The 14,715-nt window shown below is 54.6% G+C and carries 9 protein-coding genes; 7 read left to right on the plus strand and 2 right to left on the minus strand.

The features are described 5' to 3' along the window. Positions 1 to 3 precede the first annotated feature (3 nt). The 5 genes from GE278_23005 to GE278_23025 all read left to right on the plus strand — a co-directional run bounded on the left by GE278_23005 (position 4) and on the right by GE278_23025 (position 9,773). Positions 4 to 2,976, plus strand: a complete 2,973-nt coding sequence (locus GE278_23005) for a virulence factor SrfB (protein ID QLK63649.1) — start codon at positions 4 to 6, stop codon at positions 2,974 to 2,976. Then, positions 2,973 to 5,348: a virulence factor gene (locus tag GE278_23010; protein ID QLK63650.1), complete on the plus strand. Its 2,376-nt coding sequence runs from the start codon at positions 2,973 to 2,975 to the stop codon at positions 5,346 to 5,348. The genes GE278_23005 and GE278_23010 overlap by 4 nt, the downstream gene beginning before the upstream one ends. Positions 5,349 to 5,622: 274 nt before the next feature. Next, a complete protein-coding gene (fbaB, locus tag GE278_23015) occupies positions 5,623 to 6,672 on the plus strand; it encodes a class I fructose-bisphosphate aldolase (protein QLK63651.1) in 1,050 nt (349 codons plus the stop codon). A gap of 91 nt (positions 6,673 to 6,763) precedes the next feature. Further along, positions 6,764 to 8,449, plus strand: coding sequence for an Hsp70 family protein (locus GE278_23020; protein ID QLK63652.1), 1,686 nt, complete (start codon positions 6,764 to 6,766; stop codon positions 8,447 to 8,449). A 4-nt stretch (positions 8,450 to 8,453) separates the two neighbouring features. Then, positions 8,454 to 9,773 (plus strand): hypothetical protein, encoded by a 1,320-nt coding sequence (locus GE278_23025; protein ID QLK63653.1) that lies wholly within the window; start codon positions 8,454 to 8,456, stop codon positions 9,771 to 9,773. A 41-nt stretch (positions 9,774 to 9,814) separates the two neighbouring features. Here GE278_23025 and amyA read toward each other — a convergent pair whose 3' ends face one another. Together amyA and proP are read right to left on the minus strand one after the other, a co-directional pair. Further along, positions 9,815 to 11,296, minus strand: coding sequence for an alpha-amylase (gene amyA / locus GE278_23030; protein ID QLK63654.1), 1,482 nt, complete (start codon positions 11,294 to 11,296; stop codon positions 9,815 to 9,817). A gap of 122 nt (positions 11,297 to 11,418) precedes the next feature. Then, entirely contained in the window at positions 11,419 to 12,924 is a 1,506-nt protein-coding gene (gene proP, locus GE278_23035; GenBank protein ID QLK63749.1) for a glycine betaine/L-proline transporter ProP, read from the minus strand. Between the two features lie 284 nt (positions 12,925 to 13,208). On the opposite strand from proP, the gene GE278_23040 reads away from it, so the two are divergent. Continuing rightward, complete coding sequence (locus GE278_23040) at positions 13,209 to 14,390, plus strand: oligogalacturonate lyase (GenBank protein ID QLK63655.1); 1,182 nt, start codon at positions 13,209 to 13,211, stop codon at positions 14,388 to 14,390. 3 nt (positions 14,391 to 14,393) lie between these two features. Then, on the plus strand, positions 14,394 to 14,714 hold the full coding sequence (locus GE278_23045) for a cupin domain-containing protein (GenBank protein ID QLK63656.1): 321 nt from the start codon (positions 14,394 to 14,396) through the stop codon (positions 14,712 to 14,714). Position 14,715 lies beyond the last annotated feature (1 nt).

Raw genomic sequence — 14,715 nt, forward strand, 5'->3', positions numbered from 1 at the left:
CCCATGCTGGCATCCATTACTGATTTTAAACAAAAGATTACCCTGATTCAGGACAGCGGGATCCAGTTCCTCGATTTCGCACTAAAACCGGTCTGGGACGACGCGCTGCCCGCGAAGTTCGTGCGCAAAAGCGCCAACGGTCCGCTGCTGCGGCTGGATTACAACGCGCAAAGCGGCCGCCATTTCCTGCCGGGGCTCGACGGCGCGGCGCCTGAAGTGGTACGCCCGGAGTTCAGTTTTTCGCTTGAGCAATCCTTACAGCTGCTCGATCAGATCTGGCTTCCGCTGCCGTTTCTGCGCTTCAACCCGCCGCGCACGTTTATGGCCGGGCCTGACAACTGGGCGCGGGTGCAAATCCGTGCGCTGGATGCGCCGGAAGCCGATGGAAGCACGCACCGCGTGGTGATCGCGTTTGATACCCGTGTGGCGGAAGGCGATGACGAACAAACGCAGCTGGCACCGACGCCGGACGACGTCAAAAACGGCATCAACTTTGCGCTGGCGTGGCATAACGAAGAGCTGCTCGATTTTCTCGATCAGACCTGGGTCGATGGCTGGCTGCGCGAAGTCTTCACCGAGCAGTCGGCGATCCGCGAACTGCGCGAAGTCCGTAACATTAAAGTGGCACTGCGTGAGTTTGAGTATCAGGCGCATTATCTGAACATATTGGGGATGATCGGCAGCCAGCTGGGCATTCCTGAGCTGAAGATCAACGGCGCAACGTTGCAGGAACCGGCGATCAACGTCGATCTGATTCTGGACGTAGGCAATTCGCACACCTGCGGCATTCTGGTGGAAGATCACGTCGGCGAAACCGATGGTCTGAAACAGACCAGCGAGCTGCAACTGCGCGATCTCTCCCGGCCACATTTTCTCTATAACGAGCTGTTCGAAAGTCGCGTGGAATTCTCACAGGCGCGCTTCGGCAAGCCGAACTTCTCGGTAGAAAGTGGCCGTGACGATGCCTTTATCTGGCCGTCAATCCTGCGTGCCGGTCGCGAAGCCAGTCGTCTGGCGCAACTGCGCGAGGGGACGGAAGGATCCACCGGTCTCTCCAGCCCGCGCCGCTATTTGTGGGATGAAGACAGCTACACGCCGGGCTGGCGTTTCAGCCAGGGAGGTCACGGCGCGGTGCAGGAACCCGTCGCCGCCGCGATGCCGCTGACGTTTCTGATTAATGACGAAGGCCAGTCGCTGTCTGATCTGGCACCTGAAGATCGTCTTCCGGTGTTCTCCGCGCACTACAGCCGCAGCTCGGTGATGACGCTAATGTTGTCTGAACTGCTGGCGCAGGCGCTGATGCAAATCAACAGCCCCGCCCAGCGCGCTAAAATGCTGCGCTCTTCCGCGCCGCGCCAGCTGCGTAACATCATTCTGACCCTGCCTTCGGCGATGCCGAAACCGGAGCGCGAGATATTCCGCCGCCGGATGCAGGAAGCGATTGGTCTGGTGTGGAAATCCATGGGCTGGCATCCGTCGGACGATGGTTTCAAAACGCAGGCAGACAAAGCCAAAAGTACTATGCCGGTGCCGGATGTGCAGATGGAGTGGGACGAAGCCACCTGCGGGCAAATGGTATATCTGTACAACGAAACGCAGGTGAATTTCGGCGGGCATACCGGCGAATTCTTTGCCAGTATGGCGCGTCCGGATCGCCAACTGGCCGACGATGAACCGGTTGGCAAAACCCTGCGGATCGCCTCAATTGATATCGGCGGCGGCACTACTGATCTGGCCATCACGCAGTACTGGCTCGACGACGGCATGGGCAATAACGTCAAAATCACCCCGCGCCTGCTGTTCCGCGAAGGCTTTAAAGTCGCGGGTGACGATATTCTGCTCGACGTGATCCAGCTTTACATTTTGCCTGCCCTGCACGCGACGCTGAAAAAAGCCGGTCTGGCTAATCCCGACAGCCTGATGACCCGTCTGTTCGGCAGCGAGGGCCGGATGGACGGTCACGCCACGCTGCGCCAGCAAAGCACTTTGCAAATTTTCATTCCCCTGGCGCACGCCGTGCTGGAAGTGTACGAACGCTTCGATCCGCTCGATACCCACGCGGAAATCGACGCGCCGTTCGGCGAGTTGCTGGAACAACGACCGACGCAGAAAGTCCTCGACTATCTGCACGGCGAGATCCAGCGCGCTCTGCCCGCTGGTTCACCGGTGTTCGACATTCTGCAGGCTCCGCTGGTGCTGAAACTCAGTAAGCTGCACAGCGAGTTTTTATCCAACCGCATGAGCATCACGCAAAATCTGCGTTCGCTGTGCGAAGTGGTTTCGTTGCATGACTGCGACGTGCTGCTGCTGACAGGCCGCCCATCGCGTTTCCCCGGCATTCAGGCATTGTTCCGCCACCTGCAACCGCTGCCGATCAACCGCATGTTATCGCTCGATGGCTATCACACCAGCGGCTGGTATCCGTTCAACAAACTGGGCCGCATTGATAACCCGAAATCTACCGCCGCCGTCGGCGCGATGCTGTGCCTGTTGGCGCTGGATCTCCGCCTGCCGGGTTTCTATTTCAAAGCCGGTGATTTCCAGCCGTATTCCACTGTGCGCTATCTCGGCATGCTCGACGGCAATCAGGCACTGACCGACGACAACGTCTGTTACAGCGATATCGATCTCGATGCACATGACTACAAGCTCGACAGCGCTGCCAACTTCCGTATTCGCGGCGCGATTTGTCTGGGCTTCCGCCAGCTGGAAAATGAACGCTGGCCTGCCTCGCCGCTGTATACCCTGTCAATTGCTGAGCCGGAACTGGCACGCAAAGTTGCAGGAGACAGCGTGCTGCGTGTGAAACTGGCCGTTAAGAAAGGGGAAGAAAACCCGACGCCGGAGTATTTCGACATCGCCAGCGCAGTGCTGGATAACGGCACCAAAGTGCCGTCTCATCACCTGCGACTTCGGCTGAACACACTGGGCGAGAGCCATTACTGGATCGACAGTGGGAGCGTATTCGTCTCATGACTTCAACTAACACAACCTCCAAAAACCTGAATGCCGTTCTGCTGGAACAGCAGTTTACGCAGCTAGATGACACCATCGGCGACTCGCTGGAATGGGTGGAAATGACCCGCGAACAGGCGCCGCGTCTGGATCTGGAAGCCGATCGCCTGAACCTGCAACTTAAGCGCTGCCGCGATAAAGCACGCCGCCTTAAGCAGGCGGCAAAACTGACGCAGACGCTGGGTTTTTACGGTCATTCGCAGGCGGGAAAATCCTATCTGATTTGTGCGCTGGCAGCCGGTAACTATGGCCGTCTTGAAACCCGTCTCGGCGGCGTAACGCTCGATTACCTGACGCAGATTAATCCGGGTAACCGCGCCGCGCGGCTTGCGACCCGTTTCACCCGCCAGACCGAGGTGAAAGACCGTGCGTTTCCGGTGCGCGTTCTGCTGCTCAATGAGGCCGATCTGGCACGTATTATGGTTCGCGCTTTCCGGCCGGATGCGCTTTATCACGTGCCGGATACCCAGCAGATCACCGAGCATCTGAATAAACTGGCGATGCACCGTCAGCCTTTGCCGGTGCCAGGATTCAGTAGTGAAGAGATTATGGGATTATGGGATTCCATGATTCGTCTCGACGCACGACGCTTCCGCCATCTGAATGCGCATTACTGGCCGGTTGCCGTGAAGCTCGCACCCTATCTGAATATCGACGACCGCGCGCGCCTGTTCTCTCTTTTGTGGGGCAATGTCCCCGCACTGACCACCGCCTATCGTCATTACGCCCACACGCTGCAACATCTGGGTGGCGCGCAAAGTTTGCTCGCCCCGCTGAGCGTTCTGGTTGATGACGCTATGCAGCCAGCCGACGGTATTTTCAGCCAGTCTCCGGCCTATGACATTGAAATTTCGGTATGTCCAGAATTTAACGACCAAAGCGTCGCACCGGTGACGTTGTCACTTGAAGAGCTGACGATGCTTGCTGCTGAAGTGCAAATCCCCCTTCTTTCTCCGCCGCGTGAAGCGTTGTTTGAAGAGATAGACTTGCTGGATTTACCCGGCTATGGCGCGGCAGATGAAGAAATTGACAGCGAGGACGACATCACTCCGCTGTTCCGCGCCAAGATTGCTTATTTACCCGAGCGTTATACCGATCGTCATGAGATGAACATGCTGATGGTGTGCACCGCTGCGGATAAACGTGAGGACGTGGTGGCCGTGGGCCGGACGCTGGAGCACTGGGTCAAAGAGATGCACGGCGAGAACACGCAGGTGCGCAGCCGTCGCAAACCAGGTCTGGTGTGGGTGCTGACGCCGTTTGACCGCCGGATGACGGAATCCGTGCATTACGATGAAGCCGTGCAGCGCCACGTGGGTAATCCGGGCGATGCCTGGGGCGCCTTGCTGGCAATGGACGATCGTGGTTTGCAACGCATGGCCGATTACCTGGTGGCAGAAATACGCCCTGAGATCCGGCTCAACCGTCTGGCCGAACAGCGCGACGAACTTCGCCGCGAGCTGGCCGATAATCTGCTGGGCAGCTGGTATCAGGAAGGCGAAACCGCCGATCCGGCGCAGAAGCAGCGCACCGTACAAACGGTGATCAAAGCGCTGCAAACCCGCACCGGCGTTCACGGCGAACTGCTGGAAAAACTGCTACCGAGCCGCGACGAGTTGCACCGCATCTATCACGAACTGGCCGCACAGCCGGACGACGCCCGCGTGCAGGATGACGCAGGTGTCGAAAGTTTCGGGATCGGCATCCATATCGACCTGTTCGCCGAGCAGCAGGACACGCAGGTGTGGCAGGAAAAACCTGATGACGGCACTGCGTTTGCACGTCAGGTACAACGTTACTGGATCAACCATTTGCGCAGTTTGCCGGAAAACGAGCCGCTGATTGCGCTGCTCGGCGTCGCCAAACCGACGATTGAGTTGCTGATGGAGGAGCTTATCACCGCAAGCTTCCGTCTTGAAATGGGCGAATCGCTGGCCCGCTCACTGGGCGGCGCACTTCCTGCGGGAACGCGTGAGCATGAACATCACGCTGACCGTCAGGTCTCGCGCGCGCTGACGGTATTGGGTGATTTCGTAGCGTGGCTGGGCTTTGAGAAACAGAATGAGGCAGACCGACCGGAAAGCCGCATTAACAAGGGTAATAAGATTTTTGCCAAACCGCAGAAAAGCGTCGCCAGCTGGAAATCCACCCAGCGCCTGACCAAACTCTCCGCCACGCCGACCAATTCCACGGCGTTCTACATCTACGACTGGCTGGTCGGTTTGCAGGAAAGCATCATGCGCAACGCCGGTTACGCCGCCGGTGGCGAAATCCCAGGCGCCCAGCGCGAACGGCTGGTGCAGATGCTGCGGGAGCTGAAAGCTCAGGCGTAATTTGTCAGTCCTTTCTGATCAAACCGGGGGTCTGAGGCCCCGGTTTCATTATTTCAGCGCTCTTCTCTCATCTTGCCTGCAGATACCTTACCCGCGTTGTTGCCCATGTTTGTTTTACAAGCTGACCATCTGGTTGTGCTGACTCAGTCAGCCATTCAATGATTTACTGAGCATGTAATGTACAAGTTGGCTGTATTCAAACCGTTAGTCTACTGTAAATCAGGTTCATTCATTGCTCTGCGCCATCCGGCCAGAGACAGAGACGGAGTTCATCATGACTGATATTACGAAATTACTAGGCAAAGAAGCAGATTCGCTGCTTCAACATCAATGCACAACCATTCCCGCTGACCAGCTTTATCTGCCGGGCAGCGATTTTGTTGACCGGGTAATGATCGACAACAACCGCTCCCCGCGCGTGCTGACCGCCATGCAGAATCTGTATAACACCGGCCGCTTAGCGGGCACCGGTTATCTGTCGATTCTGCCTGTCGATCAGGGCGTAGAACATTCCGCTGGCGCGTCATTCGCCGCCAATCCGCTGTATTTCGATCCCAAAAATATTGTTGAACTGGCACTGCAAGCCGGATGTAACTGTGTGGCGTCGACTTACGGCGTATTGGCCTCAGTGTCCCGCCGCTATGCCCATAAAATCCCGTTCCTGGTCAAACTGAACCACAACGAAACGCTGAGCTATCCGACGCAGTACGATCAGACGCTCTATGCCAGCGTGGAACAGGCGTTTAATCTGGGTGCGCAGGCCGTGGGCGCCACGATTTATTTCGGTTCCGAACAGTCGCGCCGCCAGATCGAAGAGATTTCAGCCGCGTTTGAACGCGCACATGAGCTAGGTATGGTGACTGTGCTGTGGGCCTATTTGCGCAACCCGGCGTTCATTAAAGACGGCAAGGATTATCACTCCAGCGCGGATTTAACCGGTCAAGCTAACCATCTGGCCGCCACCATTGGCGCTGACATCGTCAAACAAAAAATGGCGGAAAATAACGGTGGCTATAAAGCCGTGAAATTTGGTTACACCGACGAACGCGTCTATTCAAAACTGACAACAGATCACCCGATCGATCTGGTGCGTTATCAGCTGGCGAACTGCTACATGGGTCGCGCGGGCCTCATTAACTCCGGCGGTGCAGCGGGGGAAAATGACATTCAGGAATCCGTACGCACTGCCGTTATCAATAAACGCGCGGGCGGTATGGGGCTGATTCTGGGACGTAAAGCGTTCAAGAAATCCATGAAGGATGGCGTGGCGCTGATTAATGCGGTGCAGGATGTCTATCTGGATAAGAAAGTAACCATCGCGTAAACGGCTACAAAAAAACCTCAATATTCTGTAACTTTGGCCGATAGAGTTCTCTTTCGGCCATTTTTTCAAGTTTATTTTGGGAGTGATACGGATGTTGATAGGGATCGATTTAGGCACCTCAAATAGTGCGGTATCCATCTGGCAGAACGGTCAGGCCGTGCTGGTACCCAACGCTTACGGGCAGAACCTCACGCCTTCGGTCATCGGGCTTGATGACGACGGACACATACTGACCGGCGCACCCGCTCATGCCCGCCTGTTCACTCACCCCGATTTAACCCTCTCCAGTTTTAAACGGTTTATGGGCACCGACCATCAGTTCAGGCTTGGCAATCAGTATTTTCGCGCCGAGGAGCTTTCCGCCCTGCTGTTACGCAGCCTGAAGGCCGATGTCGAACAACATTGCGGCTGCAACGTGGAGCGCGCCATTATCACCGTTCCCGCCTATTTCAATGACATCCAGCGCAAAGCCGTGAAAACTGCCGGTGAGATGGCAGGTCTGCGCGTCGAGCGGCTGCTGAATGAACCGACCGCGGCCTCGCTGGCCTACGGGCTGGCGAATCAGCAGGAGCAAAAGTTTCTGGTGTTCGATCTGGGCGGCGGCACTTTTGATGTCTCGATCATCGATATGTTCGAAGGCGTGATTGAAGTGCGCGCCAGCAGCGGCGACGTGTTCCTCGGCGGCGATGATTTTACCCGCAGTCTGGTCAGCTGGATGCTGGCGCAGTATCCGCAGCTGAATAAAGAAGAGTCCGGCTTGCAGGGGCGGCTGGTCACACTGGCGGAAAGGGCCAAACGTCAGCTGACTTCGCAGGATTGTGTCAGCGTCAGCTATCAGCACGACGGCGAAACGCTGAGCTGGACAATCACCAATGATATTCTGGCGCAGTGCTGCGAAAGCGCGCTTGAGCGGATGAAAAAACCGGTCATTCAGGCGTTGCGCGATGCCAAATTCTCGCCGGATCAGGTCGATCATATCGTGCTGGTGGGCGGTGCAACGCGGATGCCGCTGGTGCGTCAGGCCGTCGCCCGTTTGTTTGGCCGCTTCCCCCGAACCGATCTTCAGCCCGATGAGGCGGTGGCATTAGGCGCAGGCATTCAGGCCGGGCTGGCGATGCAGGATCAGGCGCTCGACGATATCGTTCTAACCGATGTGATGCCGTTTACGCTGGGGATTGAAATCGCGCGCCGTAAAGGCGAAAGCTATGAAAGCGGGCATTTCCTGCCGCTGATCGAGCGCAACAGCTTTGTGCCGGTAAGCCGCGTGGAATCCATCGTCACAATTACCCCTCAGCAAAAAGTCATTGAGCTCGCCATTTATCAGGGTGAAGCCCGCCGGGTTACCGACAACATTTTGCTCGGTTCGTTATCTGTGGATGTGCCGCCACGCCCTGCGGGAGAAATCACCGCAGATGTGCGTTTTACCTATACGCTCGACGGCATTCTGGAAGTGGAATGCAAAGTCGACAATACCGGCGAGATGCAGAAACTGGTGATTGAAAAATCCCCCGGTTCGCTGACGCCAGAGCAAATTTCGGCCAGCCTGCTAAGGCTGGAGAACATTAAACAGCATCCGCGCGAGCAACTGGTCAATCGCCAGTTAGTCGCCGAAGCGAACGCGTTTTATGAACAAAGTCTCGGCGACCAGCGTCAGTATATTGCCGACCATTTGTACCGCTTCGAAAGCGTGCTCGATACGCAGGATGCAAGAATGATTGCCGAAGCGCGCCAGGAGATTGAAGGATTGATCGCTTATCTGCGCAAAGAATGGGAGTAACCGCATGAGTATCTGGTCCGTTTTAGGCATCGAACCTACTGACGATCTCAGCGATATCAAACGCGCTTATGCCCGCAAACTGAAAACCACGCGGCCTGATCGGGATCCTCAGGGATATCAGCGGCTGAGAGAAGCGTTTGAAGGCGCGAAGCTGGCGGCGGAGATGTCTGCACAGAATGATTTTATCGCGGAATTTGAGGCTACCGAAGACGCCACTTCTTCGCCGTGGAAAATGCAGATTCACGTTGAGCCTCTTACGCAGAAAACGCCGGTTATCGATACGTCGCTGGAGCAGGAAATACGCCTGACGGATACCATAACGGGCATTATTAATAGTCTAATGGATGATGAAATCGAAGGCCTGAAACGCCTGCGGTCCACGCTTTCCGGCGATGTATTGCAAAATCTGCGGCTGCGTGAAGTGTTCAGCCAGGAGCTGGCCGCTCAGCTGTGTGAGCGCGAAGGATTGTATTCGGCGCTGCTGATGAAAGTGTCTGAGGTGATGGGCTGGGAGATTGACCACTATCAGCCTGAAGGGATTTCATCACAACGTCTTGCTGCGCTTCATTATCAGATTGAGAAAACGGGCGCGAACTATTACTGGTCGCAGTTGGCAAAAAAGTATCAGGGCTCGGCACTGGATCGCCAGCGTTTGCGGCTGCTGACCGTTGAAGGTGCAACACTGCCGTGGTGGGCAAAATGGATACCGGATTTCCTCACGCCGCTCAATAAAGAGCTGAGCCACATCCGTATGCATTTCCCATCCCTTTTGCCACGAGTCAATTCTCAGCTGGTGAGCAGTCTGGCAGAAACCCGGCTGGCGCTGACTTGGGGAACCGTGTTTCTGACCGGGTTCTGGCTTTTGCTGATCATGTTGGGCACCCACGACGATCCCAACAGATGGCGTGACCGTATTGCGCTGATTTTACTGGTCGGTATTTTTATACAGGGTTACAGCTTGCTGGAACAGCGGCTGCGCTATCGTCAGGGCATTATGGTGATGATTGAAAGCGGCTTTTCACTGCTGGCGATGGCAGTTCTGGTCAGAATACTGTTGGGATTTTTCGAGACTTTCAAACCAGATGTTAGCAATCTTCAAATGGTGGTGACAAATTACGGCGTGCTGAGTATGGTCGGTTTTTTTGTGCTGTGGATAATGGCCCCGAAAAAATGGAAGTGGTATGCGGTGCCGCTCAACGCGATGATTATGCTGGTCACCTTCCCGTGGTATTTGATGGCAAGAGCGAGCGGTATGGCTGGCGTGGTGGCATTTGTACTGCTGATTGGGATGTATTCACTGCTGATTGCTTTCGGTATCCGCTGATTAAACGGCAGGCTGATATTCCCGTCAGCCTGCCGTTGGTGTCACTCCGCTAAAATCCACACGCTCACACTGCCCGCTTCGCAGAAGAACTGCGCCGTGCCATGCTCGTCGGTTTCGATAATGTCTTCACGATGTTCCAGCAAATCCCGCCATTTTATGTGTGCGAGATTTTCACCCAGTTCAATGGTTTTCTCTCCTGCCTCGCTGTTGGACATCACTACCACGCAGCCAGGATGCTCTTCGGTGCCGCTGCGACTGAACGCAATGCAATTAGGGTGATCAAAATAGTCCGTCTGCACGCCCCATGCGTGGGTCTGTCGCGCTTTGATTAACGTCTCCAGCCCAGGAATAGCAGGCATATCGATGGTGTAATTATTGCCGTCATCGCCTTCATCTTCATAAGTCGCACCGAAGAGATCGGGATAAAAGACAATCGGCACGCCTTGTTCACGCAACAGTATCAGCGCGTAGGCCAGTGGTTTGAACCACGGCTCGATCGGCGCTTCCAGCGACTGTAACGGCTGGGTGTCGTGGTTAGCGACCAGCGTCACGGCGTGCGCCGGATCGGCCGCCACCAGCGTGTTGTCAAAAATCTGCGTGAAGTTGAAATCCGCCCCCTGCTTTGACGCATGGTGGAAGTTAAGCTGCAACGGCGCATCGAACAGCATCGTTTTACCATCGACCTGATCGATATAATTTTGCAGCGTCGGGACATCGTGTGACCAGTATTCGGCGACGATATACATCGGCTGCTCAGCTTCTGCCTGAATATGGTCGATCCAGTCTTTATAGAACCACGCCGGAATGTGCTTGACCGCGTCGAGGCGAAAGCCGGTGCATTGGGTCTGATCCATCAGCCAGCGCGCCCAGTATTTCAGCTCCTCATTGACGGCGTTGTTACGGAAATCGACGTTGGCGCCCATCAGGTAATCGTAATTACCGAACTCGTCATCCACCTGATCGTTCCAGCCACCGGCGGTGTAATCGTTGACGATTTTAAAGATGCCGTTTTCATCGGGGTTTTCGATGTGATCGACGCCGCTGAAGCAGTGGAAATCCCAGATAAATTTGGAATACTGGCCGTTACGCACGGGGAATGTGAAACGCGTCCAGGCATCCGCTTCAATGATGTCATCGCTGATATCTTCGCGGTTATCAATATTGACGCGGTTAACCTGCACGCGTTCTTTTTCGTCAGCACCCATTTTGTGATTGAGCACCACATCAAGGATCACGCCGAGCTGATGTTGTTTCAGCGCAGCAATCGCCGCCAGTAAACCATCTTTGTCGCCATACTTGGTGGCGCGGGATCCTTTTTGCTCGAACTCACCGAGATCAAACAAATCATAGGTGTCGTAACCGACGGAATATCCGCCGGAATCACCCTTATACGCAGGCGGCAGCCATGCCGCAGTGATACCGATTTCTGCCAGCCACGCGGCTTTTTCCGCCACTTCCGGCCACAGCTTGCCGCCGTCCGGGTAATACCAGTGAAAGAACTGAAACAACGTAGGATTCTGCATTCATGCTTTCCATTCAGATGACCGGGAAATGAAGTATGGAGCAGGATTGGGAAAAATGCGGCGCAAGGCAAAAAAAAGGCCGGTCAACAATGCTGACCGGCCTCATTTACTTCATCAAAACATCATCCGTTGATTTCAGGATGCTGGTCGATCAGGTTTTTTCTTTTGGCCTGAAGTTCAGCAATCTGCGTATCAATATCTTCGATTTTCTGTTCGATATTGTCGTGATGTTCTTGCAGGATTTCTTTCGCTTCGGCACGGTCAGAAGCCGCCGGTGTCGCGCCTTTCAGCGGACGATTGGCGGTTTCTTTCATGAAGATACCGGTGACCAGACCAATAACCGCAACCACCATCAGGTAGTAGGCAGGCATATACAAGTTACCGGTCGATTCCACCAGCCACGCGGCGATAGTTGGCGTCAGGCCGGCAATCAGCACAGAAACGTTAAAGGCAATCGCCAGCGCGCTGTAACGGATATGGGTCGGGAACATCGCCGGTAAGGTCGAGGCCATCACGCCGATGAAGCAGTTCAGCAACACCGCGAGGATCAGAAGCCCTGCAAAGATAAGCCCCACTACACCGCTGTTGATCAGAATAAAGCACGGTATCGCCAGAATAAACAGCCCCACGCTGCCGATAAGGATGAATGGCTTACGGCCAAATCGGTCGCTCAGCAAACCCATAAATGGCTGGACGAACAGCATACCGACCATGATAGCGATGATGATCAACACGCCGTGGTCTTCAGAGTAATGCAGGCTGTGGGACAGGTAACTCGGCATATACGTCAACAACATGTAGTAGGTGACGTTGGTGGCAATCACCATACCGACGCAGACGATCAGCGGTTTCCACTGTTTGGTCAGAATTTCGCGGAAAGAGACTCTCGGCGGCTCTGCAATGTCTTTACGGGAATCACTGTCGATTTTATCAACGTGCTGCTGGAACGTCGGGGTCTCTTCCAGCGCATGACGCAGGTAGATACCAATCAGACCCAACGGCGCGGCGATGAAGAACGGAATACGCCAGCCCCACTCGAGGAAGTTTGCTTCGCCGACGATGCTGGAAATCAGAACAACCACGCCCGCACCGAGGATGAAACCGGCGATGGATCCAAAGTCCAGCCAGCTGCCGAGGAAGCCACGTTTTCTGTCCGGAGAGTATTCAGCAACGAAGATCGCGGCACCGGTGTATTCACCGCCCACCGAGAACCCCTGCGCCAGTTTTGCCAGTAACAGCAAAATGGGTGCCCAGATACCGATGGTGGCATAGCCGGGTATCAGACCGATACAGAAGGTACTGACCGACATGATAATAATGGTGACAGATAATACTTTCTGGCGACCAAACTTATCCCCCAGTGCACCGAAGAACAGACCGCCCAGAGGCCTGACGAGGAATGGCACTGAGAACGTTGCCAGTGCGGCAATCATCTGAATACCCGGATCTGCGCCAGGGAAAAACACCTGACCCAGCGCGAAGGCGACAAAACCGTAAACACCAAAGTCAAACCACTCCATCGCATTACCGAGCGCAGCAGCGGTGATCGCCTTCTTGAGCTTGGAATCGTCGATGATAGTGATATCGTTAATTTGCATCGGTTTGACGCGTTTCTTTCTCAATCTAATCATGTACATCCCTTTTCTAAAATAACTCCACTTTGTAAAGCGTGAGGTATTTGTTCAGTACCCTTAATGTATTCTGGGTATCAATTGATATTTACGAAACCATGACATTATAGAATGTTTTTTACAGAAGGGAAAAATGTGATCCAGATGGCATTTTTGGCAGCGCTCGCCTTCAGTCCACAGCAGTAAGTGGTAGTGTGTTTTCAATTTAATGAAATTACATTTCAATTAATAAAAGAAAGCCAATTACCCGGCTGATTTTATTGCCACTTATGAGGTGAATCATGGCGAAAGGTTCTCAGATTCAATTCAGTTTCCACACCATTTCGGACCCGCAAACCGGCGCACGCGTTACCCGGTTGACGCCGCCCGATGTGCTTTGTCATCGCAACTATTTCTATCAAAAATGTTTTACCCGCGATGGGAGTAAGGTCTTGTTTGCAGGGGAATTTGACGGCAATCGCAATTATTACTTGCTGGATCTGAACACTCAAAAAGCAGTGCAACTGACCGAAAGTAAAGGCGATAACACCTTTGGCGGATTCCTTTCCCCGGATGATCAATACCTGTATTACGTTAAAAACGAACGTCGTCTGCAGCGGGTCACACTGGCGGATTTCAGCGAAGCAACGGTATATCAGGTGCCGGAAGAATGGGTCGGTTACGGCACCTGGGTGGCGAACAGCGAATGCACCAGCCTGGTTGGCATTGAGATCAGTCGCGAAGACTGGACGCCGCTCTCAGACTGGAAAATCTTTCAGGCGTTTTACCACAGTAATCCGCGCTGCCGCTTGCTGAAGGTGGATCTTCTGAGCGGAAAATCCACCGTGATTCATGAGAAAAATGAATGGCTCGGCCATCCGATCTATCGCCCGTATGATGATAGCACCGTCGCGTTTTGCCACGAAGGCCCGCACGATCTGGTCGATGCGCGTATGTGGCTGGTCAATGAAGACGGCACTCACGTGCGCAAGGTGAAGGAACATGCACCGGGCGAAAGCTGCACGCATGAATTCTGGGTACCGGACGGCTCGGCCTTAATGTACGTCTCCTACCTGAAAGGCCAGCCCGATCGTCATATCCGCCGTTATGATCCGCAAACCGGCGAAGATATCAGCCTGATGACCATGCCAGCCTGTTCCCATCTGATGAGCAACGAAAATGGCTCACTGCTGGTTGGCGACGGTTCCGGTACGCCGGTGGATGTGCAAGATACTGCCAGCCATACGATTGAAAACGATCCGTGGCTGTACATTTTTGATGCCAAAACGCGTCAGTACGCCCCGCTGGCAGCTCATAACAGTTCATGGCGCGTGCTCGACGGTGACCGTCAGGTCACGCATCCGCACCCCTCTTTTTCGCCAGACGATCGCCACGTGCTGTTCACCACCGACTACGAAGGATTACCGGCGTTGTATCTGGCTGAAATTCCGGATGCCCTGCTCAGCTCATTACGTAAGGACTAACTGATGTTCATCTTTAGAAAAGACATTCCATTGCAGGATCTGGGTGACGGTGTCAGCCGTCGCGTTCTGGCGCACGACGGCACCATGATGGCGGTCGAAGTGTATTTTGAAGAAGGCGCGGTCGGCCCGATGCACAATCATGTGCATGAACAGCTGACGTACGTGCTGTCCGGACGCTTCAAATTCACCATTGGTGAAGAAACGCGGGAAGTGTCGGCGGGCGATACATTGTATAAAAAACCGTACATCATGCACGGCTGCGTTTGTCTGGAGAAAGGCGTGCTGCTCGATACCTTTACGCCACAGAGACAAGATTTCCTCTGAT

The sequence above is a fragment of the Enterobacteriaceae bacterium Kacie_13 genome, assembly GCA_013457415.1.
Lineage (GTDB): Bacteria > Pseudomonadota > Gammaproteobacteria > Enterobacterales > Enterobacteriaceae > Rahnella.